General features: G+C 59.7%; 21 protein-coding genes and 2 pseudogenes. 6 read left to right on the forward strand and 17 right to left on the reverse strand.

Annotated elements, in window-relative coordinates; all coding sequences use genetic code 11:
- Nucleotides 1-22: 22 nt before the first annotated feature.
- The 4 genes from praB to HF257_RS29680 all read right to left on the reverse strand — a co-directional run bounded on the left by praB (nucleotide 23) and on the right by HF257_RS29680 (nucleotide 3,891).
- Entirely contained in the window at nucleotides 23-541 is a 519-nt protein-coding gene (praB, locus tag HF257_RS29665) for an alkane oxidation protein activator PraB (RefSeq protein ID WP_185705510.1), read from the reverse strand.
- 133 nt (nucleotides 542-674) lie between these two features.
- Nucleotides 675-1,169 carry an alkane oxidation protein activator PraA gene (gene praA / locus HF257_RS29670; RefSeq protein WP_185705509.1) on the reverse strand — a complete coding sequence of 165 codons (495 nt, stop codon included), beginning with the start codon at nucleotides 1,167-1,169 and terminating at the stop codon, nucleotides 675-677.
- Between the two features lie 136 nt (nucleotides 1,170-1,305).
- A complete protein-coding gene (locus tag HF257_RS29675) occupies nucleotides 1,306-2,586 on the reverse strand; it encodes an alkane 1-monooxygenase (RefSeq protein WP_185705508.1) in 1,281 nt (426 codons plus the stop codon).
- A 306-nt stretch (nucleotides 2,587-2,892) separates the two neighbouring features.
- Complete coding sequence (locus tag HF257_RS29680) at nucleotides 2,893-3,891, reverse strand: alpha/beta fold hydrolase (RefSeq protein ID WP_233081298.1); 999 nt, start codon at nucleotides 3,889-3,891, stop codon at nucleotides 2,893-2,895.
- A 264-nt stretch (nucleotides 3,892-4,155) separates the two neighbouring features.
- Between HF257_RS29680 and HF257_RS29685 the strand changes: the two genes are divergently transcribed.
- Genes HF257_RS29685 through HF257_RS29695 form a run of 3 tightly spaced genes read left to right on the forward strand, consistent with a single transcriptional unit; the run spans nucleotide 4,156 to nucleotide 7,439 of the window.
- Nucleotides 4,156-5,694 carry a flavin-containing monooxygenase gene (locus tag HF257_RS29685; protein WP_185705506.1) on the forward strand — a complete coding sequence of 513 codons (1,539 nt, stop codon included), beginning with the start codon at nucleotides 4,156-4,158 and terminating at the stop codon, nucleotides 5,692-5,694.
- Complete coding sequence (locus tag HF257_RS29690) at nucleotides 5,691-6,581, forward strand: SDR family NAD(P)-dependent oxidoreductase (RefSeq protein WP_185705504.1); 891 nt, start codon at nucleotides 5,691-5,693, stop codon at nucleotides 6,579-6,581. The genes HF257_RS29685 and HF257_RS29690 overlap by 4 nt, the downstream gene beginning before the upstream one ends.
- A gap of 15 nt (nucleotides 6,582-6,596) precedes the next feature.
- Nucleotides 6,597-7,439, forward strand: a complete 843-nt coding sequence (locus tag HF257_RS29695; protein ID WP_185705502.1) for a metal-dependent hydrolase — start codon at nucleotides 6,597-6,599, stop codon at nucleotides 7,437-7,439.
- Here the strand turns inward: HF257_RS29695 and HF257_RS29700 are convergent.
- A pseudogene (locus tag HF257_RS29700) lies at nucleotides 7,436-9,370 on the reverse strand (PTS sugar transporter subunit IIC/EAL domain-containing protein); the annotation flags it as partial. The gene HF257_RS29695 and the pseudogene HF257_RS29700 sit on opposite strands and share 4 nt — an antisense overlap.
- A pseudogene (locus HF257_RS29705) lies at nucleotides 9,370-9,786 on the reverse strand (condensation domain-containing protein); the annotation flags it as partial. The pseudogenes HF257_RS29700 and HF257_RS29705, both read right to left, overlap by 1 nt.
- Nucleotides 9,787-9,995: 209 nt before the next feature.
- Between HF257_RS29705 and HF257_RS29710 the strand changes: the two are divergent.
- Together HF257_RS29710 and HF257_RS29715 are read left to right on the forward strand one after the other, a co-directional pair.
- Nucleotides 9,996-10,247 carry a type II toxin-antitoxin system HicA family toxin gene (locus HF257_RS29710; protein WP_185710291.1) on the forward strand — a complete coding sequence of 84 codons (252 nt, stop codon included), beginning with the start codon at nucleotides 9,996-9,998 and terminating at the stop codon, nucleotides 10,245-10,247.
- A complete protein-coding gene (locus tag HF257_RS29715) occupies nucleotides 10,244-10,609 on the forward strand; it encodes a type II toxin-antitoxin system HicB family antitoxin (RefSeq protein WP_159959743.1) in 366 nt (121 codons plus the stop codon). Before HF257_RS29710 ends, HF257_RS29715 begins: the two co-directional genes overlap by 4 nt.
- On the opposite strand, the gene HF257_RS29720 is transcribed toward HF257_RS29715, so the two are convergent.
- Nucleotides 10,610-11,782, reverse strand: coding sequence for an MFS transporter (locus HF257_RS29720; RefSeq protein WP_185710290.1), 1,173 nt, complete (start codon nucleotides 11,780-11,782; stop codon nucleotides 10,610-10,612).
- Between the two features lie 141 nt (nucleotides 11,783-11,923).
- Here HF257_RS29720 and HF257_RS29725 point away from each other — a divergent pair, with 141 nt between their 5' ends.
- Nucleotides 11,924-12,511, forward strand: a complete 588-nt coding sequence (locus tag HF257_RS29725) for a TetR/AcrR family transcriptional regulator (RefSeq protein WP_185710289.1) — start codon at nucleotides 11,924-11,926, stop codon at nucleotides 12,509-12,511.
- Here HF257_RS29725 and HF257_RS29730 read toward each other — a convergent pair.
- From HF257_RS29730 to urtA, 10 genes are all read right to left on the reverse strand, one after another.
- Complete coding sequence (locus HF257_RS29730) at nucleotides 12,495-13,850, reverse strand: MATE family efflux transporter (RefSeq protein WP_185710288.1); 1,356 nt, start codon at nucleotides 13,848-13,850, stop codon at nucleotides 12,495-12,497. The genes HF257_RS29725 and HF257_RS29730 overlap by 17 nt on opposite strands.
- Before the next feature lie 37 nt (nucleotides 13,851-13,887).
- Complete coding sequence (locus HF257_RS29735; protein ID WP_185710287.1) at nucleotides 13,888-14,871, reverse strand: AAA family ATPase; 984 nt, start codon at nucleotides 14,869-14,871, stop codon at nucleotides 13,888-13,890.
- A gap of 3 nt (nucleotides 14,872-14,874) precedes the next feature.
- Nucleotides 14,875-15,918, reverse strand: coding sequence for an aliphatic amidase (locus tag HF257_RS29740; protein WP_185710286.1), 1,044 nt, complete (start codon nucleotides 15,916-15,918; stop codon nucleotides 14,875-14,877).
- 15 nt (nucleotides 15,919-15,933) lie between these two features.
- Nucleotides 15,934-16,281, reverse strand: a complete 348-nt coding sequence (locus HF257_RS29745) for an FmdB family zinc ribbon protein (protein ID WP_185710285.1) — start codon at nucleotides 16,279-16,281, stop codon at nucleotides 15,934-15,936.
- A 2-nt stretch (nucleotides 16,282-16,283) separates the two neighbouring features.
- Entirely contained in the window at nucleotides 16,284-17,513 is a 1,230-nt protein-coding gene (gene fmdA, locus HF257_RS29750; RefSeq protein ID WP_122673366.1) for a formamidase, read from the reverse strand.
- Nucleotides 17,514-17,732: 219 nt separating this feature from the next.
- The gene (urtE, locus tag HF257_RS29755; protein ID WP_185710284.1) at nucleotides 17,733-18,422 is read right to left on the reverse strand and encodes an urea ABC transporter ATP-binding subunit UrtE; all 690 of its coding nucleotides are present in this window, start codon (nucleotides 18,420-18,422) and stop codon (nucleotides 17,733-17,735) included.
- Between the two features lie 10 nt (nucleotides 18,423-18,432).
- Nucleotides 18,433-19,191: an urea ABC transporter ATP-binding protein UrtD gene (urtD, locus tag HF257_RS29760; RefSeq protein ID WP_185710283.1), complete on the reverse strand. Its 759-nt coding sequence runs from the start codon at nucleotides 19,189-19,191 to the stop codon at nucleotides 18,433-18,435.
- A complete protein-coding gene (urtC, locus tag HF257_RS29765; RefSeq protein WP_185710282.1) occupies nucleotides 19,188-20,345 on the reverse strand; it encodes an urea ABC transporter permease subunit UrtC in 1,158 nt (385 codons plus the stop codon). The genes urtD and urtC overlap by 4 nt, the downstream gene beginning before the upstream one ends.
- A gap of 10 nt (nucleotides 20,346-20,355) precedes the next feature.
- The gene (urtB, locus tag HF257_RS29770; protein WP_176996539.1) at nucleotides 20,356-21,273 is read right to left on the reverse strand and encodes an urea ABC transporter permease subunit UrtB; all 918 of its coding nucleotides are present in this window, start codon (nucleotides 21,271-21,273) and stop codon (nucleotides 20,356-20,358) included.
- A 124-nt stretch (nucleotides 21,274-21,397) separates the two neighbouring features.
- Nucleotides 21,398-22,606, reverse strand: a complete 1,209-nt coding sequence (gene urtA / locus HF257_RS29775; RefSeq protein WP_185710281.1) for an urea ABC transporter substrate-binding protein — start codon at nucleotides 22,604-22,606, stop codon at nucleotides 21,398-21,400.
- Nucleotides 22,607-22,712 lie beyond the last annotated feature (106 nt).

Consider the following 22,712-nt stretch of genomic DNA (forward strand, 5'->3'; position numbering starts at 1 on the left):
GGTGATCAGCCCTTTACGAAGTTCAGGGGTTGGTGATCGTGATGGTTGCGCCAGACGTGGTGATGTTTAGCGAGGTAATAGTGCAACTGCCTGCCAACGGTTGATTGGTAAAACCAAGAGTGGCACTAGCACCCGGAGTGAATGAGCCATTAATCGAGGTTAACCCGCAGGTTGACTTGGGAAACGGGAACACGGCAGGCAGGTTGTAACCTACGTTATCGACTCGAACGGTTGAGAGGCCGGTAGGTACAACAGGCCAAGGCAAACCAGTGATAGTAGGCAGCGCACACAGACCACCGCCCGTTGGGGTAGCAGTGAGAATTTGCGCGTTACCCGCAGCATCAATACTGCCTGTCACAGACAGCGCGCACGTGACATTCAAATTGTTTGAAGTCGGGGACTTGGCAACGAGAGTACCGGTACCGGAAAACGGCGTACCGCCCGTAACTTTTGGATTGAAACTATAGGCATTGGCCATCGAAGCAGCGCCCATGCAAACAACCAAAGCAGACAACGATACGAGGGTTTTCAAACTTTTCATTGTTTTTCCTCACATGTTATGGCGAATTCATTTCGCCAGGGGTAATGGCCATGATCGAGAAGTCACGGTGAAACAAGCAGAACATCCCTTTCCAGCCAAATCTCAATTCATTTACCGCAGCAACATCCGACGGTTATTCAACCACTTTGAAGTTGGGCGGCATCTTGATCGACACCGTCTTGATCTTGCAGTCTTCACCGATGGGTACATTGGCCGCCTCCAACTTGCCGGTGGCGTTATCCCACGTACCGTCGGCGGTTGAAGGGCCGCACTTGCCGCCTAGACCAAAGGCATGAACATCCACGCTGATCTTCGACATGGAACCGCTCTTGGTATCTTTGGCCACTAATACCCACGGCAAGTTAATGGCCTCGACGCGGCTGCACTTTAGGCCCCCGTCGAATTCGACTTTGTCCACATTCACCGACGTTCCATCCGCTGCCACCTTGCCGGCGACCTTGATGGTGCAGTCGGCGCTGATCAATGCGCCCTTGGAAAAGCTGATGGGGCCTTGGGCAGTAAACGTACTGCCGGCCGGTTCGATACGTGCAGCCTGGGCCTGGTGATAAACGATAAGCCCCAGCGCGGCCAACACGATATGGGTGGTGAACTTGGCAGGTGTTTGCATGGTGTACGTCCTTCCCTTGAAATTATTTTTGTTAGGGTCAAACAACTTCTTGCAACGCTTCATTCACGCATTTCGGGCGAAACAATCCTGCGCGATACACAGATCCCGAGTACGTCAATGGATGTATCAGTTCAAATCAAAACGGCTTGGAGTTGCCGCTGTACTTCTCCAGGTATTTCAAACGCTGTGAAGGTTGAAGATTGGTCAGGGTGATATCCCCGGCGTAATGATTAAGTACTCGATGGTCCATTCGACGCCGCCACAAGTAAGGCACATAGGCCCAGACAATCATGCTTGCATAGCCATATGGCAGTTGCGGCGACTCATCAAAGTGGCGCAACGACTGATAACTGCGCGTCGGGTTGGCATGGTGATCGGAGTGCCGTTGCAGTTGGAACAGAAAGATATTGGTCACAATCCGATTACTGTTCCAGGAGTGGCGTGGCGAACAACGTTCATAACGGCCATTGGGTAACTTTTGGCGTTTAAGGCCGTAGTGTTCGACGTAGTTCACGACTTCCAACAGCGAGAAACCGTAGATGCCTTGGATAATCAGGAACGGAATCACCGCAGCCCCCAACCAGGCAATCATCGCGCCCCACAACACCACGCTGTACATCCAGGCACTGAGAACGCCGTTTTTCCAGTGCCAGGCCGGCAGGCCGAGTTTGCGCAGGCGTTCGCGCTCCAGGTTCCAGGCCGAGCGTGCGCTGTACCACACCGAGCGCGGCAGGAAGGCCCAGAAGCTTTCACCGAGGCGCGAACTGGCGGGGTCTTCCGGGGTCGCGACACGCACGTGATGACCACGGTTGTGTTCGGTGTAGAAGTGCCCGTAGAAGGTCGGTGCCAACGTCACCTTGGCCAGAAAGACTTCCAGTGCATTGGGTTTGTGCCCCAATTCATGGGCGGTGTTGATCGCGATGCCGGTGGCGGCGCCAGTCGACATCGCCATGCCCAAGTAGGTGAACCAGCTGGGTTCGCCATGCAATTGAGTGCGGGCGGTGATGTAGGTGGCGGCGTGGGACAGCCAGCTGGAAGGATCGAGATGAGCGGCCGCTTGTAGCAGGCCTCCCTGGATGATCCATTCGATACCGCCTGCCGCAAGCCAACCGGTGATCACCACCGACGAGATGACGAAAAGTACGCCGGTGTAGACGATCCAGCGGTAGTAGCTTTGGGATTCAAGATGGCCGACGGCGGACTCCGGTGGGTTGCTCACGTCTTCACCGAGCAGGCCGTCAATCAGAGGGATCAGGCCGAAGATCACCAGAACGCCAACCCACCACAATTGCTGAATACCGGTAGTGATGGCGAGTGAGCCAGACAAGAGTGGGGTAGCCAGTGGCAGGATGCCCAACCACCACAGGTGGCGCTTGCCGTCGGTCCATACACTCGGCGCTGCCAGGGTCTGGTTCATGGCAGCCTCCGAATGAGGCGAGTAGGCAGGGACGCGGAAAACAGGTTCGAGGAGCGCTGGATGCCCCGGGAAATCAACCATGCGATAAAAGACGTTTTTTTCATTTTTATTCGCTCTTAGGCATTTCAAAAATCATTTCAAAATAAACATTGAAATATTTTTTTAAAGAAATAGCGCGGAATCGTTAGGTCGTCAACTAGTTTTTCAAACACTTTTTCATGTGACCGAGCAGTCTGTTTTTCAGCCGTTTGGTCAGGTGTCTAGGGCAGGCATTGACGCCGCTGAACCGCGATTCGAATTGCGCAATTATTTGCTCGCCAATGCAAAAGGTGGATGCAACACGCTGGCGTTCGCCGGTGGTCGAGCACGCTTGGCCACCTGCTGCACCACCTCCACCACACGTGCTGTGGCGGTGATCGGCAACATATGGCCGCGCCCTTCTACCAACTGCAGTTTCAGGCCCGGCACCGTGTCGGCCAAGGCCTGGCCATGTTTACGAAAGTCCAGTACCTGGTCCCGCGCGCCATAGATCAAGCCGATGGGCAGGGTCAGTTGCGGGTAGCGCTTGACCATGCCCGGCAGGTGATCGTTGACCTGGTTGATCTCGGTGGACGCTGCATAGAAGTTGTCGGGGCGCATGCCCAGCAGGCCACCGCCGCGAGTGGCAAAGTCCGCCGGGGGCGCGTCCGGGGCGAACACGCCCTTGACCACCGAGCCTTTGGTCAGCAGTCCCACCGGCATGGTCAAGGTGTGGGCCATCCAGCGTCGCAACCACCCTGGGCGCACCGCCAATGACAGGAATACCAGTGGCAAGCGGCGTTGGGGGTGGGTCAAAGGTGCAACCAGGATCAACCCGGATACCGACTCGGGATGATCCAGGGCCAGCGCGAGGGAGATCGCCCCACCGAGGGAATGCCCCAGCACCAACGGCCGTTCCAGATCCAGGGCCTTGATCAGCCCGGCAATCTGTCGCGCCTGATTCGATAAGCCCGCCGCCGTGCCCGCGTGTCGAGTGGAATAGCCTGACCCCGGGCGATCAAGCGTGATCACTCGGAAATGCTCACGCAATTGGCCGGACAAGGCGTAGGTCAAGTTGCGACTGCTGCCCATCAACCCGTGAATCATCACCAGCGGCGGGCCCTTGCCTTCTTCTACATAGTGAAAGCGTTCGCCGTCGACCTCCAGAAAGCGCCCGTTGATCGGCACAGCCGCTTCGATCCGCCGCGTCATCCAGCCACTAAAGGCCCACAACACTGCACTCGCGCCGGCAAACGCACCTGCAGCGACAACCCATTCGACAGCCATAGTTCGGTCCTCTGCATCCCTGCTGCTGTCGGCCCGACCGGTATTGGTCCAGACCTCAGCCATCGTCCACCCCTGGACCTAAACTTATGTGCATTACCGTGCTCGTCCGTCGGACAAGTCGCACATGAGGAGCCAGTGACTAGCGTAGGCGACATTTTCAGGTAGATTATTTAAAATCTTTTTTAAAATAATTAATTCATTTTTTCTTTGCAATGGTGTTCTATCTAAAAGACAAAACAAAAACAGGAGCACGGGAATCCGCCTATGAATGCCCACGACGACTTAATCGACATCGCCATCATTGGCTCAGGCTTTGCCGGCTTGTGCATGGCCATCAAGCTCAAGGAAGCCGGGATCACCGACTTCTTTATTGCCGAGCAAGCCGACAGCCTCGGCGGCACGTGGCGAGACAACCACTACCCGGGCTGTGCCTGCGATGTGCAGTCCCATGTGTATTCGTTTTCCTTTGCCCCCAACCCCAACTGGACGCGCCAGTTCGCGCCGCAAGCCGAGATCCGCGCCTACCTGGAGCAGTGCGCCGAGCGTTTCGAACTGGCGCCCTACCTGTGTTTCGGCATGGGCCTGGTACGTGCAGTGTTCGATGAGCAACGGCAGCGCTGGCAATTGAGCTTCAGCAACGGTCGCCACGTCAGCGCACGGGTGCTGGTCTCGGGGATGGGTGGGTTGTCGCGCCCGGCACTGCCGGACATTCCGGGGCTGGACGACTTCAAAGGCGAGCGCTTCCATTCCCAACAGTGGAACCATGGGTATTCGTTGAAGGGCAAACGCGTGGCCGTCATCGGCACGGGCGCCAGCGCTATTCAGTTCGTGCCGCAGATCGCGCCGCAGGTGGCCCATCTGGACCTGTTCCAACGCACGCCGCCGTGGATCATGCCCAAACCTGACCGGGCGATTTCGCCTGCCGAACGCCTGTTGTTCAAACACCTGCCCTTCACCCAGCGCCTGCTGCGCGGTGCGTTTTACTGGGCACTGGAGGGCCGCGTGGTCGGCTTTGCACTGCACCCACGGCTGATGAAAATGGTGCAGAAAATCGCTCAACGCCACCTGCATAAACAAGTGTCCCGCCCTTCCCTGCGCAAGACCTTGACGCCGAACTACACCATTGGCTGCAAACGTGTGCTGATCTCCAATGACTATTACCCCGCACTGACCCGCAGCAATGTCGAGGTGGTGACCACCCCGGTGCTACGGGTCGAAGCCGACGGCGTAGTCACGGCGGACGGCATCAAGCACCCCGCTGACTGCCTGATTTTCGGCACCGGTTTCCAGGCCACCGATCCCCTGCCCCGGGACTGCATCATCGGCCGTGGCGGCGTGGACCTGATGGACACCTGGCGCGACGGCGCACATGCCTACAAGGGCACTACGGTGCCGGGTTATCCCAACCTGTTCCTGATCGTCGGACCCAACACCGGCCTGGGGCATAACTCGATGATCCTGATGATCGAAGCCCAGGTGACTTACATCCTCGACGCGCTCAAGCAAATGCAGCGGGATCGTATCGCCACGGTGGACGTCAAGCCGGCGGTGGAAAGCGCCTACAACCTGCACCTGCAGACCAACCTCAAGCGCACCATCTGGAACACCGGCGGCTGCCAGAGCTGGTACCTCGACCCACGCACCGGCAAGAACACCACCCTGTGGCCCGGCTCGACCTGGCGCTTCAAACAGGTCACCCGGCAGTTTGCGCTCAAGGATTACGTGGCCGACCTGCTGCCGATCAATGCGCCCGCGCAGCCGGTTGCGCATCCCCTCTCCTCTGCAGAAGGCAGCCTGTCATGAAGTCATTCAACGGCCGCGTGGCGGCGATCACTGGCGCGGCATCCGGCATGGGCCGCGCCCTGGCCCTGGCATTGGCACGGGAAGGCTGCCACCTGGCACTGGCGGACAAAAACAGCCAGGGCCTTGAGCAAACGCTGTCGCTGATCAAGACCTCAACCCTGTCCCCCGTCACGATCACCACCCGAGTGCTGGATGTGTCCGACCGCCAGGCCGTGGAGGATTGGGCTGCGCGCTGCGTTGCCGAACACGGCCAGGTCAACCTGGTGTTCAACAACGCCGGCGTCGCCCTGTCGAGCACGGTGGAAGGGGTGGACTACGCCGACCTGGAGTGGATCGTCGGCATCAACTTCTGGGGCGTGGTGTACGGCACCAAAGCGTTCCTGCCGTACCTGAAAGCCTGCGGCGACGGCCATGTGATCAACACCTCCAGCGTGTTCGGCCTGTTTGCCCAGCCGGGCATGAGTGGCTACAACGCCACCAAGTTCGCCGTGCGCGGCTTTACCGAATCCCTGCGCCAGGAACTGGACATGCAGCGCTGCGGCGTATCGGCCACCTGCGTGCACCCTGGCGGCATTCGGACCGATATCTGCCGCAGCAGTCGCATCGACGCGAACATGACCGGTTTTCTGATCCACAGCGAACAACAAGCCCGCGCCGACTTCGAAAAACTCTTCATCACCGATGCCGACCAAGCGGCCAAGGTCATCCTGCAAGGTGTGCGCAAAAACAAACGTCGCGTGCTGATCGGCCGTGACGCGTACTTCCTCGACCTGCTCGCCCGTTGCCTGCCCGCGGCCTATCAGGCGCTGGTGGTGTTCGCCAGCAAACGCATGGCGCCCAAACCACGCACGCCGGTGTTTGAAACCAACGACGAGCCCCGTCTCTGAACAGGAGCACGCACTATGTTGCCTATCCGTCGCGACATCCATTTCGCCCTGCCCGCCGAACGCATCACCAATTGGCATGAACAGGGTCCGTTCATCACGCATTTTTTCAACGCGTTGTCGCTGCTGTTTCCCCAGGGTGAGCTGTTTTTCATGGACAGCGTGCGCCACTACCGCCAACGCATCGACGATCCCGAGCTGAAAAAAGCGATCCAGGGCTTTATCGGCCAGGAAGCCATGCACAGCCGCGAGCACGTGGCCTACAACGACTTGTTACAAGCCGCTGGCCTGCCGGCACGCACCCTCGACCGCCGGCTCAAATTCATCCTCGACCTGCAAAAGAAACACTTCGCGCCGTCGTTCAACCTGGCAATCACCATTGCCCTTGAGCACTACACGGCGATGCTGGCGGAGATCCTGCTGAGCGACCCGTCACGCTTCGGTGATTCCCTCAAGGGCTACCAGCAGATGTGGTACTGGCACGCCCTCGAAGAAACCGAGCACAAGGCCGTTGCCTTTGATGTGTGGAACGCAGTGATCAAACCTGGCCCCAAGCGCTATTTGCTGCGCACCGGGACCATGCTGACCACCACGGTGTTCTTTTGGCTGGTGGTGCTGGATTTCCACCTGCGCCTGCTGATTGCCGACCGCAAGGCGGTTGGGTTCTGGAAAGGCTCCTGGCGCATGCTGAAATTTCTGTACGGACCCAAGGGCGTATTCCCGCGAATGCTGCGGCCGTGGCTGCACTACTTCAAGCCCGGTTTTCACCCCTGGGACCATGACAACCGCGCACGCTTGGCACACATCGACACGTTGGTCGAAGAGATCGAACAGACTCGGCGTGGCTATGAGACGGCCTAGGCCTCAGCCAGCGCGGCCCGCTCGCGGACAAAACGCTCCAACTGATCGCCCGGCAGCGCCTTGCTGAAATACCAGCCTTGGATGAACAACTCGGTGCCGGTATTCAGGAAAGCCAACTGCTCGGCGGTCTCCACGCCTTCCACCACGACGCCCAGGTCGAGCGCTTCACAAAAGCGCAGCATGCCGGTCAACACCTGGGCCCCCTTGGGGTCGTGCTGGGCCACCACAAAGCTGCGGTCGATCTTGATGAAGTCCACTGGAAACTGGTGCAAGTAACTCAATGCCGAGAAACCGGTACCGAAGTCATCGATATACACCTTGGCTCCAATGGCTTGCAGCTTCTGGATGGTCTGGCGCGTGGCCGAGACGTCACTGACCAGCGCATCTTCGGTGATTTCCACCGACACCTGCCCACGGGCCTGGGCCAGGATCTCCACCAGGCGTTCGCCATAGGCGGCGTCGGTCAGGGTTGCGCTGGAAATATTGATGGTCATCGGCAGGGCGAAGCCGAGCTTCTGCCATTTCTGGTACTGGCGAACCGCCTGTGAGGCCACCCACACATCCACATCGGGCATCAGCCGTGCCTGGGCCAGCCATTGCAGGAACTCCCACGGTGAATGCACGGTGCCCTGGGCGTCGCGGGCGCGCATCAGGGCTTCGCAGCCGGTGCACAGGCCCGTGCGGGTCGAGACTTGCGGCTGGAATTCGAGGTAGAACTCGTAGTCGCTGATCTGCTGGATGCGGCTCAATTCAGCGGCCTGGCGTGCTTGAATCTTGTGGGACGCCAGCACCGGGTCCAACTCGCGCAGTCGGCCTTTTTCTTCCAGGCCACGAAATGTCATATCCAGCGACTTGAGGTACACCGTGCCACCCTCGATGCCCTGTCGATGGATCGCACGTACATAGGGCGCGTACACCAAAGTGCCCAGGCCCAACAACGCCACCTGCAACGCCACCGCCGCGATATCACCGTGGGTACTCAGGTAGGCGTTAAGCAGCACCGGCGCGGTGAACGGCACACTGGCCACCGCCGGGGACACCCAACCCAGCAGCACCACCGTCAACGCCACCAGGGTATTCAGGGCCGGCACCAGCAAAAATGGAATGAACAGGCGCGGGTTGAGAATGATCGGTAAGCCGAACAGCAGCACCTCGCTGACATTGAACAACGAGAGTGGCAGGCTTGCCATCGCCAACAGGCGCATAGACTGGCTCTTGGAGAACAGCAGGATTGCCACCAGCAGGCATAACGCACTGCCTGAACCGCCGATAAACGCGAAGCTGCCCAACAAGCCGCTGTTGAGCACATATCTGATCGGCTCGCCGGCCGCCAGCGCGGCGCTGTTCAGCACCACGGCCTGGTCCAGCACATCGAACAGCGGTTGCATGGCATACACGCCATGGATACCGAAAAACCACAACAGCGAGTTCATCAGCGTCACAAACAAGCCGCTGCCGTAGGGCGTTTCCAGGGCATCGAGAACCTGAGGCCCCTGGAGCTGTGCCACATACGGCACCTGCAACAGCACCGACAACACCAGCACCAACGCCAGAGCGGTGATCGCCCCCGGCACCACCATATTGATGGTGCCCCTAAGGTTATGCCCGACCAGGTCCTCATTGACCAGCCGCGTCCAACGATAGCGGTGCAGCCAGGCAATCGCCGGCACGTTGAGCAGTGGCGAGGCAATTGCAATAAACAATACAAAGGTGGCCGAGGCCCGAGGGTATTCGCGCAGGACAAACGTTGCCACCACCACATGGGCCAGGCACAGGAACGCCACCGGCAGTTGCGGCAGGCGATGTTGGATCGCGAGCATGTAGCCAATGGAGGCAGCCACCAGCAGCGGAATCACCGAGCTGATCTGGTTATGCAGCCCTGCGAGAAACGCCACCACTTGCGGGTCGAACCCCAGCACCCGGGCGCATTCCGGGCTTCGGGCGGCAGGTCTGAAATGTCCGCGCGGGCGATGTGCAACGGCTGCGTCGCCGGCACTTGGCGAGGCTGATCGTCTGCGTCCTGGACAAACACCGTGCGCAACGTCTCGTGGCGCTCGATCAACAGCGCGAACGCCTGCTCCATGGCCGACACATTCAACCGCCCGCCAAGCCGCACCGCCGTCGGCAGGTTGTACGCACCGCTGCTTGGGTCCAACTGCCACAGAAACCACATGCGTTGCTGCGCATAGGACAGCGCCTTGCGATCCTCCACCTCCACCCCTGCCGGAATCGGGAACCGGGAAAAATCCACCCCTTCCTTCTGCAAGGCCTGCAGGAACAACTGGCGTTTTTCCAGGGGCAACCCGATAAACCGGCGAGCAAGTTTCAAGGAGTCTTCAGCATTCATTTGTTGGGATCCGGAGCAATAGGCAGGAAGCACAAAGGCACGTCGTCCCTATAAAACGAATCGGGCGGGGAAAAATTAGCGGGGGATGGGGAAGCCGAAGCGAGGTGTCATCAAGGGTTACATCAATCTCGGGAAAGCAACACGAACCCGAGCTAGCATTGACTCACACCACTTTTTGCAACTACATTTAGTTACACGCAGGGAACGCCGTGTCCAAAAATGAAAAGCTGCTCGCCAAACTGCTCAATGAACAAATGACATTTACATGGCCCGAACTCGTAACGCTGTTGCGAAGGCTGGGTTACACGCAGATAGAAGGGGCTGGAAGCCGCGTCAAGTTCGACATCGGCGATCCCAGTGCAATGATCACCCTGCATAAGCCTCATCCCGGCAACGAACTGAAACACTACATTCGGCGCCAGATCATCGAACAATTGAAATCAGGAGAACTGATTCAGTGAACAACCAACTGAAACACAATGGCTATATCGGCTCCATTGAAGCCAGCCTCGAAGACAACTGTCTGTTCGGCAAGGTGCTGTTCATCAAGGCACTGGTCAGCTACGAAGGAAAAACCGTCGCCGAATTGGACGCAGCCTTTCGCGAAGCCGTGGAAGACTATCTGACAACCTGCCAAGCCCTCGGGCAAACGCCCGAGAAACCCTGCAAAGGCTCATTCAACGTCCGTGTTGGCCATGACCTGCACTTGGCCGCTGCTTTGGCAGCAACCCGCAAGAAGGTGACGCTCAATGACCTGACACGTCAGGCGTTGAACGAATTCCTGCAACACCACAGCGCGGACACTTGCCCGGCGATTGGCTGATCACCCCAACCGCCGATACCCCAACACCGCTGACCCCATTACCACCGCCCCCGCCGCCAGCGCCACCCAGAAACCGCTGGTGGCGCCGAAGTGGTCGATCATCCAGCCGGAGCTGGCGGCGCCGATGGCCACGCCGATGCTGAGGCCGGTGATGAGCCAGGTCATGCCTTCGGTGAGGCGGCTCGGTGGCACAACTTTCTCCACCAGCGCCATGGACACGATCAAGGTTGGAGCGAAGAACAGGCCGGAGATAAAGATCGCCACCGCCAGCCCGGGTATGTTCGTCACCTGCAACAGTGGCAACGTGGTTAACGCTGTAGCGACGCCGCAGAACAGAAATTGTCGGGGCAACGGCGCCTTGAGCTTGAGCGTGCCGAAGGCCAAGCCCGCCAGGCATGAACCGATGGCGTACACCGACAGCACGATACTCGCCGCCGCCGGTTGGCCCTGATGCTGGGCGAAGGCGACGCTGACCACATCCACCACACCCACGATCACACCCATGGCCAACAGCAGGGTCATCAGGATCAGCACCGAGGGCGAAGCGATCAGCCAACCACTGTGGTGCGCCTGATGGGCGTGCACCGGCGGCTCTGTCTCGCGCTGCAGCACAAAGGTGGTGACACCCACGGCGAGCAGCAACGCCGCCACCAACGGCCCGGCTTCCGGGAACAGCACCACACACAGCCCCACCGAGATCGGCGGGCCGATGATGAAGCACACCTCGTCCAGTACCGACTCCAGCGCAAACGCGGTTTGCAGCTTGGGCTGGCCCCGGTACAACTCGGTCCAGCGTGCCCGCACCATCGCCGACATGTTCGGCATGCAGCCGGCCAGCGCGGCAAACAGGAACAGAGTCCAACTGGGCGCCTGCAAGCGGGTGCACAGCAGCAACATCAACAACGCGCCGCCGCCGATCAGCGCTGCGATGGGCAATACGCGGCCCTGGCTATAGCGGTCCACCAAGCGTGAAACCTGCGGCGCACAAAATGCCGTGGCCAAGGCAAATACCGCCGCCACCGAACCCGCCAGACCGTAGCCGCCATGCACCTGCGCCAGCATGGTGATCAGGCCGATACCGGTCATGGACACCGGCATGCGCGCAAGCATGCCGGCCAATACAAAAGCGCGAGCGCCAGGGACCTGGAACAACTCGGCGTAGGGGTTTGCCATCCTGCTGACCTCTTCCTGAATGCCCTTGAACTTGCTATCCGCAATGATCAAGGCAAAATACATACGGTGCGTATGTGACAAATCATGCGTAACATACGTAGCGTATGTCAATCACTCACTGACCCACTGCGAGCCATAACCATGAGCCGAGCCCGTGCCGAAATGATCGAAGACACCCGCGCCCGACTGATCGCCAGCGCGCGCCAGGCGTTCGCCACGCAAGGTTACGCCAACACGTCGATGGACGACTTTACCGCCCGTGCAGGCCTGACCCGGGGTGCGTTGTACCACCATTTTGGTGACAAGAAAGGCCTGTTGGCCGCCGTGGTCGCACGACTCGACAGTGAAATGGACGCCCGCCTGCAGCGCATCACAGATGAGGCCGTCGACCCATGGAATGGCTTTGGCGACCGCTGCCGCGCCTACTTGCGCATGGCCCAGGACAGCGAGATCCAACGCATTGTGCTGCAGGACGCACCGGCGGTACTGGGCGACACCGGCTCCCAACAACACTGCGTCGATTCATTGTGCCAACTGCTGGAAGCGCTGATGCAGTCCGGTGTCATCCACCGTGCCCCGAGTCTCGCGCTGGCTCAGTTGATCAATGGCAGCCTGGTCAACACCGCCCTGTGGATCGCCCGGGATGAACACCCGGACGAGCGACTGGAGCAAGGCTTGCAGGGCCTGGAGTTATTGCTGCGCGGCCTGCCCCTCACACCAACCGTGTGATCTGCTTGTGCCGCCACACCAGCCGGTAATACGCCGTCTGCAACGCCAGCATCGCCAGGTAAGTCACCGGAAACGCCATCCACACCCCTTCCAGTCCGAAGTGTGCATTGAGCAGGTAGGCCATCGGCAATTCAACACAGAGCACGCAGAAGATCGAGATGGCGACCGGCATCAACACTACGCCACTGGCGCGCATGATCCCGCCCACCACTGCCTGGAAACCGAACACCAGGATGCTCCACAACATGATGTGCAACAGGTGCTCGGCCTTGACCCGCGCCGCGTCGTCAGTAATGAACAGGCCCAGCAACCAGTGGGACAACACATAGCCAAGCACGATCAGGCCACCGGTCAGGCAGGTGTTGATCAACAGCCCTGTGCGCAGGATCGGCCCGATACGCTCCAGGCGCCCGGCGCCAATGGCCTGAGCACCAAGGATCGAGGCAGTGATGGCAATCGACAGCGCCGGGAACTGCACGTAGTTGACGATCTGCGTCACCGCGCCATAGGCAGCCGTGGCCTGGGAACCATGGCTGTTGACCAGGGCGAGGATCACTAGCTCCGACAGCGACAACACCACCATCTGTAGGCCGGTGGGCAGGCCAATACGCAGGACCTTTCCCAAAATCACGCGATCCAGGCGCAACGCCGCTATCAGCTGCCGATCCGGCGCCATCACATGGTTTTTATGTCGCAGGCGCAGCACCAGAAACAGCATTGCCAACGCGTTACCCACCAACCCGGCGTACACCGCGCTCTGGATGCCCATGGGCGGCAGGCCGATCCAGCCGCGAATCAACGCCGGCGTCAGCAACAGGCCGACCAGGGTCGAGACCATCAGCGCCAGCAACGGCGAGACGGTATCGCTGACACCGCGCAGCAACTGGGTGTAGAGGATGAACACCAACAGCAGCGGCATGATCAGCATCATCCTCTGCGCGTAACCCACGGCATCGTCCAAGACATCAATAGGCGTGCCCAACGCTTGCAGCGCCTGGCGCGCAAACAGGCTGCCGAGCACCGCCGCAATCAAACCCACCAGCGCGCCCAGGGTCAGGGTCGCACCGGTAATCACCTTGACCAGCCCGGTTTCCTGGGCACCCCATGCCTGGCCGATCAACACTGACGCGCCGGCCCCCAGGCCGATCACCAGGGCAATAAAGAAAAACACGATGGGGAACATGCCCGACACCGCCGCCAGCGCCTGGGTGCCGAGCATTTGCCCGACGTAGATACCGTTGAGGGTGCCGGAAAAACTCTGCAGGAAGTTGGACAGCACCATGGGTGCCAGAAAGATCAGGTAGACCTGCCACAGCGGGCGTTGCACAGGGCTTTGCATGAAAAACGGGGCCTCGGTTAACTAAAGCGTCCGAGGGTTATACCGTAAGTGGAACCCATCTTCCTGTGCTTTCGGGTTCCACTACCAGGCAGGCGTTGCGCACCGTTGCTGTCAGGTGCCGAGCGTTGCCTTGCAACAGGCATTCGGCAAGTGCCGGCTCCAGCTCCACTCGCAGGCGCCTGGCCAGCGCCCGCGCACCAAAGCGCACGTCGTGCTGGCGGCACAACCATGCCCGCGCCTGTTCATCTACGTCCAGGGAACGTTGGTGTGCAGCTAATCGTTGGTTGAGCTTGACCAGTTCCACATCCAACAGCGCATCCAACCACTGCGCATCAATGGGTTCGAACATCAGGATACGGTCAATGCGGTTGAGAAATTCCGGCTCGAAATGACCGTGCAGCGCCTCTTCCAACACTGCTGATTCATTGCGCGCAAACCCTCGCACCATTCGCCGCCAGCCCTGGGCAAACCGCTGGCGGTGGCGACGGGCCTGTTGCGCGCCGATATTGCTGGTCATGAAGATCAGGCTGTTGCGAAAGTCCAACGTCCGCGTACCGCCCGCCAACGTCAGCTGGCCGTTTTCCAGAATGCCCAACAGGCTGCGCACCACTTCCTGGCTGGCCTTTTCCAGTTCATCGAACAACACAATGCCCGGCCGGCTGTAAGTACCCTGGATCAACTCGCTGTTGAACAGGCTGATGCCTTCCTTGCTGCCCACATACCCCGGCGGCGCACCGGTCAGTGCGGCCGCGTAATGTTCCTGGGCCAGGGTATGCATATCGATGCGGCAAAACCCGTCCGCGCGACCGTGCAGCGCCTGGGCCAGCAACCGTACGATCTCAGTCTTGCCCACGCCAGTCGGCCCCATGAACAGGTTGACACTCAGTGGTCGATCACGCTCACCGATATCGGCCTTGACCACCTTTAGCAAGCCTTCCACCTGGGCCAACGCGGCATCCTGGCCGACGATACGGCTGCGCAACAAGGCCATGACCTGAGCCGGTTCAAAGGTAAAACGCATGCCCTACCCCGCGGTCTTTTCTTTGCCGCCATGGGGCAACTGCCCCACCGGGCACTCGGCAACACCTACGGTACTGCGGGTGATTTTTTCCACATTCTCCTGGGCCTTTTGCGCATCCAGCACCCAGGTGCGGTAAAACTCGAACGGGCAGTCCGCCACGCCCTTGTCGCCGTCGCCCGAGGCATGCATGCCGGTGTAGCCCCGGTGCAGCAGCTTGAACAGGTGGTTCTGCGACTGGTCATTGGCCCGTGCGTCGCGGATCTGCGACACCGACAACTGCGCGTACTGGATGCCCATTTCCTCCTCGCCGCACTCGCCCAAGGTACGCCCATCAAAACCGATGATCGCTGAGTGGCCGAAGTACGAATACACCCCGTCGAACCCCGCCGCGTTCGCCACGGCCACGTAGCAGTTGTTCGCCCAGGCCATGCTCTTGGACATCTGCACCTGCTGCTCTTTGGCCGGGTACATATAGCCCTGGCAACGCACGATCAGTTCGGCGCCCTTCATCGCACAGTCGCGCCAGATCTCCGGGTAGTTGCCGTCGTCACAGATGATCAGGCTGATCTTCATGCCCTTGGGCCCCTCGCACACATAGGTGCGGTCACCCGGATACCAACCTTCGATGGGGCACCAGGGGATGCACTTGCGATACCGCTGGACGATTTCGCCGAGGTTATTGATCAGTACCAACGTGTTGTACGGTGCCTTGTGCGGATGTTCTTCGTGGCGCTCGCCCGTCAAGGAAAACACGCCCCAGGTATTCGCCTGGCGACAAGCTACCGAGAAGATCGCGGTTTCTTCACCAGGAATGCTCGCGGCAGTCGCCATCATTTCATCGTGGTCATACATGATCCCCATGGTGCTGTACTCGGGGAACACCACCAGGTCCATACCGGGCAAGCCCTGTTTCATGCCGAGAATAATCTCGGCAATTTTCTTAGCGTTCTCGATCACCTCGGCCTTGCTGTGCAGGCGCGGCATCTTGTAGTTCACCACCGCTACACCGACGGTGTCCGGGCTGCTGGAAATGTCGCCATGGCGCATTGCAACGCTCCTGTTCTAGTGACTGATCATCCACGGCCGTGGCCCGGTCTTGGTCTTGAGGCCCAAGGGGTTTGCCTTGCTTGGAACGACTTTTTTGCTGGTGCCACAGCAGCTGCAACCGGCCGGGTGTTTGCGACTCTCTTGGTATTCGCCAACCGTTTGCGGAGCATGGGCGCTGCGTTCATTGCCGGCGATGGCCTTGCGTTGGTTGGCCGACAAGGTCTGCAGCGCCGGGGCGGACACCAGCAGGTGCCCGCCCGGCCCTTCGCAGTACGGGCACTGGCTGGGTTCGTTGCGCTGGGCGATGGGCCGCAACATCGTAAAGGTGCCGCACGCCGCGCAGGCGTATTCGTAGGTCGGCATGGCTACAGGTCCGGTGCGATAGGCAGGTCGATGCTGCCGTCGAGGAACTTGGTCGGGCCGTTGGCATTCGGGTTGATGTCGAATTCGAAGATTTCGGTGGGCAACCACAAGGTCGCGCAAGCATTCGGAATATCCACCACGCCGCTGATATGCCCCTGCACCGGTGCCGAACCGAGCAGTGCATAGCCCTGGGCTGGCGAGTAGCCGAATTTGGTCAGGTAGTTGATCGCATTCAGGCACGCCTGGCGGTAGGCGACGTTGACGTCCAGGTAATGCTGCTGGCCCTGCTCGTCCACCGAGATGCCTTCGAAGATCAGGTAATTCTTGTAGTTCGGTGTGATCGGGCTGGGCTTGAACACTGGGTTCTTAATGCCGTACTTGGCCATGCCGCCCTTGATCAATTCGACTTTCATGTGCACCCAGCCGGCCATTTCGATAGCGCCGCAAAAGGTGATTTCGCCGTCGCCCTGGCTGAAGTGCAAATCCCCCACCGACAAACCGGCGCCGTTGACGTAGACCGGGAAGAAGATCTTCGAGCCTCGGGACAAATCCTTGATATCGCAGTTACCGCCATGCTCGCGCGGTGGCACGGTGCGCGCGCCGGTTGCAGCGGCATCGTCACGGGCCTGGCCCTGCATCTTGCCCATGTGCGCCGTTGCGGCAAGCGGTGCGTTGGCCAGCGGTGGAACGCGGGTCGGGTTGGTGTCGATCAGTTCCTGTTCGCGACGGTTCCAGTCGGCGAGCATCACCGGGTCAGGCAGGCAGCCGATCAGGCCGGGGTGGATCAGACCGGCGAAGTTCACGCCCGGAATGTGCCGGGAGCTGGTGAACATGCCCTTGAAATCCCAGATGGCTTTTTGCGCGCTGGGGAAGTGATCGGTCAGGAAGCCGCCGCCGTTCTGGCGTGAGAAGAAACCGTTGAAGCCCCATTGGGAATCGGCCTTGGCACCAATGTCCAACAGGTCCACCACCAGCAAATCACCCGGCTCGGCGCCGTGCACACCGACTGGGCCCGAGAGGTAGTGCACGGTGGACAAGTCCACATCACGCACATCGCTGGCGTCGTCGTTGTTCTTGATCGCGCCGGCAGTCCAGTCGTAGGTCTCCAGGATGAAGTCATCACCCGGCTTGACCCAGCAGGCCATCGGAATATCCGGATGCCAGCGGTTGTGGATTTGTTCGTTTTCAGTGACAGGCTGGTTAAGGTCGACTTTGATCAGCGTTTCGGTCATGGACAGGCTCCTGGACGGATGGCTTGGTGCGTTGGAACCAGTCTCGTGGAGCGTGCAAAAACGGGAAATACGTTGGATGACGTATAAAAATCCGGTTGGAACGCGATAAAAAAGTGGGAGCGGGCTTGCTCGCGAAAGCGGCGTGTCAGTCGATGCATTCATCAATTGACAGACTGCATTCGCGAGCAAGCCCGCTCCCACCTTGTTGGACGGCGCTGCTTAGACGGAGAGGTATCGGCTTATGATCGCCTCATCCACCCGATCACGGGTCTCTTCAATCACGAAGCGGCCCTTCTCGATCACCAGGAAACGGTCAGCAATTTCCAGGGTAAAGGACAGCACCTGCTCCGACACCACGATGGTCAAGTCCCTCAAGTTGCGGATCTCTTTGAGCGTGCGGGCGATGTCCTTGATGATCGACGGCTGGATGCCCTCAGTGGGCTCATCCAGCAGCAGCACCTTGGGGTTGGTCGCCAATGCCCGGGCAATCGCCAGCTGCTGTTGCTGGCCGCCGGACAGGTTGCCGCCCTTGCGCGATTGCATGTCGTAGAGCACCGGGAACAACGCATACAAGTCTTCCGGCACCTTGCCGCGCGCCGAGGCCGGCAGGCCGGTCTGGATATTTTCCAGCACCGTCATGCTCGGGAAAATCATGCGGCCCTGGGGCACATAGGAGATGCCACGCTCCACGCGTTCATGGGTTTCCAGCGCTGACACATTGTGCCCGTCCACACTCACCTGGCCTTTCCACTGCGGCAGGATGCCCATCAAGCTCTTGAACAAGGTGGTCTTGCCCATGCCATTGCGGCCCATCACCGCGACAATCTCACGCTTGGCCACGTTCAGGTCCAGGTCGTGGAGGATCTGGCTCTGCCCGTAGCCGCAGGACAACTGGTCGATCTTGAACATGCCTGCTTCCTCAGTGGCCCAAATACACTTCGATGACTTTAGGGTTGCTTTGCACCGACTCCATGCTGCCCTCGGCCAGCACTTTGCCCTGGTGCAGCACCGTGACTTTGTGGGCGATGCTTTTGACGAACTCCATGTCGTGCTCGATCACCAGCACCGAACGGCCCTGGCTGATGCGGTTGAGCAATTCGGCGGTTTGCGCGCGCTCGTTGACGCTCATGCCCGCCACCGGTTCATCGAGCATCAATAACTCCGGGTCTTGCATCAGCAACATGCCGATTTCCAGCCACTGCTTTTGCCCGTGGGACAACAGGTCCGCCTGCTGTTGCAGCAGGTCGCCGAGGAAGATTTCCCGTGCAACCTCCTCCACCCGCGCAATCACTTGGGCATTGCGCTTGAAGAACAGCGCGCCCCACACCTTGCGACCGGAGGGATAAGACATCTCAAGGTTTTCGAACACGGTGAGGTTTTCGTAGATCGACGGGTTCTGGAACTTGCGCCCCACGCCCGCGCGCACGATGTTGTACTCGCGCATCTTGGTCAGTTCCTGGCCGTCGAACTGAATACTGCCGCTGGTGGCGCGGGTCTTGCCGCAGATCAGGTCGAGCACGGTGGTCTTGCCGGCGCCATTGGGACCGATCACCACGCGCACTTCATTGCGGTCGATATACAGGTTGAGGTTGTCGACCGCCTTGAAGCCGTCGAACGACACGGTGAGGCCTTCGATGGCCAGCACCGGTTTTTTCATTTCAAAGCCGACGGCGGTCATGGCTGGGTCTCCAGGATCTTGGTGTTGGCCTTGGCCTCGGCTTTAACTGGGGCTCTCACCACCGGTTTGCGCCGTAACAGTTTTGCCAACGCCTGGCGCCCATGGCTCTCCCACAAACCGGCCAGGCCATTGGGGAAATACATCACCACCGCAATAAACAACCCGCCCATCAGGTACAGCCACAGCTCGGGGAAGGATTCGGAAAAATAGGTCTTGCCGTAGTTCACCAGCAACGCGCCGTACACCGCGCCGAGCAGCGACATGCGCCCGCCCACCGCAGCAAAGATCACCATTTCGATAGACGGCACGATGCCGACGAACGAGGGCGACATAAAGCCCACCTGCAAGGCAAACATCGCCCCGCCAATCGCCGAGAACGCGGCGGCCACGCAGAACACGAAGATCTTGAAGCTGGCCACGTCATACCCGGAAAAACGCACGCGCTCTTCCTTGTCGCGCATCGCCATCAGCAGCCGACCCAGCTTGGACGCGAGGATAAAGCGCCCGATAAAGATGCAGCCAAACAGCAAGCCCGCGTTAATGAAGTACAGGATCATCTTCGCGCTGTCGGTACGCAGGTCCCAGCCCAACAGGGTCTTGAGGTCGGTAATACCGTTGACGCCGCCAGTCAGGCCCTGCTGGCCGACGATCAGTACGGTGAGGATCAGTGCAATCGCCTGGGTGACGATGGAGAAATACACATCACCCACCCGCCGCTTGAACAACGCCATGCCGATGATGAACGCCAGCAGTACCGGCACGGCGATCACGGCGAAAACGGTAAAGCTGAAACTGTGGAACGGCTGCCACAACCACGGCAGTTCGGTGATCTGGTTCCAGTCCATGAAATCCGGAATGCCCGGTGTGGATTGGATCTTGGTGCTCTCCGGGTCCGAGGCTTCGAGCTTGAGGAACATCGCCATGCAATAGCCGCCAACACCAAAGAACACCCCCTGCCCCAGGCTGAGAATGCCACCGTAACCCCAGCACAACACCAGGCCCACCGCGACGAACGCATAGGTCAGGTATTTGCCCACCATGTTCAGGCGGAACGCGTCCAGCGTGAGGGGGAATACCACCAGGATCAACAGCGCCAACAACACGATGCCGATCAGGTTTTGCTGGCCGCCCAGCAACTTGTCTAAAGCCTTCATCCGGTCGCCTCTACTTGCGCACTTTGATGGAGAACAACCCTTGCGGGCGCAGCATCAGGATCAGAATCACCGAGGACAAGGTGAGCACCTTGGCCATCGAGCCACTGAGGAAAAACTCCGACAGCGATTGGGTCTGGGCAATCACGAACGCCGAGGCGATGGTGCCGAACAGGCTTTGCGCGCCGCCGAACACCACCACCAGGAACGTGTCGACGATGTACTGCGAACCCGCCGTCGGCCCAGTGGAGCCGATGGTGGTGAACGCAGCGCCCGCCACTCCGGCCACGCCGCAACCGAGGGCGAAGGTCATGCGGTCGACCTTGCGCGTATTGATGCCCACGGCGCGGCTCATCAAGCGGTTCTGCACGGTGGCGCGCACCTGCAGGCCCCAGCGTGAGCGGTACAGCATGATAAAGATCGCACCGGTCAGCAGCAGGGTCAGGCCCATCATGAACAGGCCGTTGCGCGGGATCTCGATGGCGTCGGTGAAATTCACCGACCCCATCAGCCACGCCGGCGGTTCGGCACTGACTTCGCGGGCGCCGAATACCGAGCGGAAGGTTTGCTGCATCACCAGTGACAGGCCCCAGGTGGCGAGCAAGGTGTCCAGCGGGCGCTTGTACAAGCGGCTGATCATCGCCCATTCCACCAGCCAGCCAATGGCACCGGCCACCAGGAATGACAGGGCGATGGCGAAGAAGAAGTAATAGGGTTGGAAGCTTGGCGCAAAGTGCGCGGTGAGGCTGGAACACACGTAGGTGGTGTAGGCGCCGATGGTCAGAAACTCGCCGTGGGCCATGTTGATCACGCCCATCTGGCCAAAGATGATCGCCAGCCCCAATGCCATCAGCAACAGCACGCAGAACACGGACAAACCGTTGAACCCCTGCATTGCCGCGATGGCTCCAAATTCCGATAGCCATTCCATGATGATGGTCTCCGACAGAGAGATGAAGTGCAGACTGCTTTTTGCTCTATGTGGGAGCGGCGGTGCGAGCAAGTCGAATCGTCGCACCGCCGCTCCCACATTTGGACCCTGGTATGCCAGTTACTTATTGGTAGCCTTTAGGAAACGGATTCGGCTCGATCAGATCCGACTCGTAGATCACCTTGAACTGCCCGTTCGGCTGCACTTCACCAATGCGCGCCTTGCTCCACAGGTGGTGGTTCTCGTGGATCTTCACGTAGCCTTCCGGCGCGGTTTTCAGCTCGATCCCTGGGGAGGCAGCCACCACTTTATCCACGTCGAAACTGCCGGCCTTTTCCACCGCCGCTTTCCACAACCATGGGCCGAGGTAGGCGGCCTGGGTCACGTCGCCGATCACCGCGTCTTTACCGTATTTGGCCTTGAAGGCTTCGACGAAGGCTTTGTTGTTCGGGTTGTCCAGGCTCTGGAAGTACTTCATCGAGGCATAGAAACCGGCCATGTTCTCGCCGCCGATACCGAGCAGTTCGTCTTCGGTCACCGACAGGGTCAGCAGGGTCTGCTTGGCCGAGTTCACACCGGCTGCGTTGAGCTGCTTGTAGAAGGCCACGTTGGAGCCGCCCACCACGGCTGCGAACACCACGTCAGGCTTTTTCAGCTTGACCTTGTTGATCAGCGAGCCGAACTGCGTGTTGCCCAGCGGGTAGTAGTCTTCACCGACCACAGTGCCGTGCAGCACGTTTTCAATGTGCTTGCGCGCGATCTTCATCGAGGTACGCGGCCAGATGTAGTCCGAGCCCACCAGGTAGAAGGTCTTGGCGCCTTTGGTCTTGGCGATCCAATCGAGGCTGGCGAGGATCTGCTGGGTCGCTTCCTGACCGGTGTAGATCACGTTTTTCGACTGTTCCAGGCCTTCATAGAAGGTCGGGTAGTAGAGCAGGCCATTCTCTTTTTCGAAGATCGGCAGTACGGCTTTGCGCGAAGCCGAGGTCCAGCAGCCGAACACGGCGGCGACCTTGTCGTTGACCAGCAGTTTTTTGGCTTTTTCGGCGAAGGTCGGCCAGTCGGAAGCGCCGTCTTCCTGGATCACCTTGATCTGTCGTCCCAGGATCCCGCCCGAGGCGTTGATCTGTTCGATGGCCAGGCGCTCGGCCTGGATCGAACCCGTCTCGGAAATCGCCATGGTGCCGGTGGCCGAGTGCAATTGGCCGACGGTGACTTCGGTGGGGGTCACGGCCAGGCCTTCGTTATCGGCCAGCACGCCCTGGCTGAACAGAGCGGCGGCCAGTAACGACAAGGCCAACAGCGGTTTGGAGCGGATCAATCTTTGTGCCATGGGGCGACTCCTCTGCAATGAGGGGTCCAGCATGGCGGCATGGGGCCAGCGCGGGTATACGCAGCCTGACGTAACGGCGTACGTCATTTGACGTATGCCGCTACGC

This window comes from Pseudomonas cremoris, from assembly GCF_014230465.1.

Coding starts and splice junctions, on each gene's coding strand:
- praB (WP_185705510.1), bottom strand. CDS start 541: ATGAAAAGTTTGAAAACCCTCGTATCGTTGTCTGCTTTGGTTGTTTGC.
- praA (WP_185705509.1), bottom strand. CDS start 1,169: ATGCAAACACCTGCCAAGTTCACCACCCATATCGTGTTGGCCGCGCTG.
- HF257_RS29675 (WP_185705508.1), bottom strand. CDS start 2,586: ATGAACCAGACCCTGGCAGCGCCGAGTGTATGGACCGACGGCAAGCGC.
- HF257_RS29680 (WP_233081298.1), bottom strand. CDS start 3,891: ATGGCTGTCGAATGGGTTGTCGCTGCAGGTGCGTTTGCCGGCGCGAGT.
- HF257_RS29685 (WP_185705506.1), top strand. CDS start 4,156: ATGAATGCCCACGACGACTTAATCGACATCGCCATCATTGGCTCAGGC.
- HF257_RS29690 (WP_185705504.1), top strand. CDS start 5,691: ATGAAGTCATTCAACGGCCGCGTGGCGGCGATCACTGGCGCGGCATCC.
- HF257_RS29695 (WP_185705502.1), top strand. CDS start 6,597: ATGTTGCCTATCCGTCGCGACATCCATTTCGCCCTGCCCGCCGAACGC.
- HF257_RS29720 (WP_185710290.1), bottom strand. CDS start 11,782: ATGGCAAACCCCTACGCCGAGTTGTTCCAGGTCCCTGGCGCTCGCGCT.
- HF257_RS29725 (WP_185710289.1), top strand. CDS start 11,924: ATGAGCCGAGCCCGTGCCGAAATGATCGAAGACACCCGCGCCCGACTG.
- HF257_RS29730 (WP_185710288.1), bottom strand. CDS start 13,850: ATGCAAAGCCCTGTGCAACGCCCGCTGTGGCAGGTCTACCTGATCTTT.
- HF257_RS29735 (WP_185710287.1), bottom strand. CDS start 14,871: ATGCGTTTTACCTTTGAACCGGCTCAGGTCATGGCCTTGTTGCGCAGC.
- HF257_RS29740 (WP_185710286.1), bottom strand. CDS start 15,918: ATGCGCCATGGCGACATTTCCAGCAGCCCGGACACCGTCGGTGTAGCG.
- HF257_RS29745 (WP_185710285.1), bottom strand. CDS start 16,281: ATGCCGACCTACGAATACGCCTGCGCGGCGTGCGGCACCTTTACGATG.
- fmdA (WP_122673366.1), bottom strand. CDS start 17,513: ATGACCGAAACGCTGATCAAAGTCGACCTTAACCAGCCTGTCACTGAA.
- urtE (WP_185710284.1), bottom strand. CDS start 18,422: ATGTTCAAGATCGACCAGTTGTCCTGCGGCTACGGGCAGAGCCAGATC.
- urtD (WP_185710283.1), bottom strand. CDS start 19,191: ATGACCGCCGTCGGCTTTGAAATGAAAAAACCGGTGCTGGCCATCGAA.
- urtC (WP_185710282.1), bottom strand. CDS start 20,345: ATGAAGGCTTTAGACAAGTTGCTGGGCGGCCAGCAAAACCTGATCGGC.
- urtB (WP_176996539.1), bottom strand. CDS start 21,273: ATGGAATGGCTATCGGAATTTGGAGCCATCGCGGCAATGCAGGGGTTC.
- urtA (WP_185710281.1), bottom strand. CDS start 22,606: ATGGCACAAAGATTGATCCGCTCCAAACCGCTGTTGGCCTTGTCGTTA.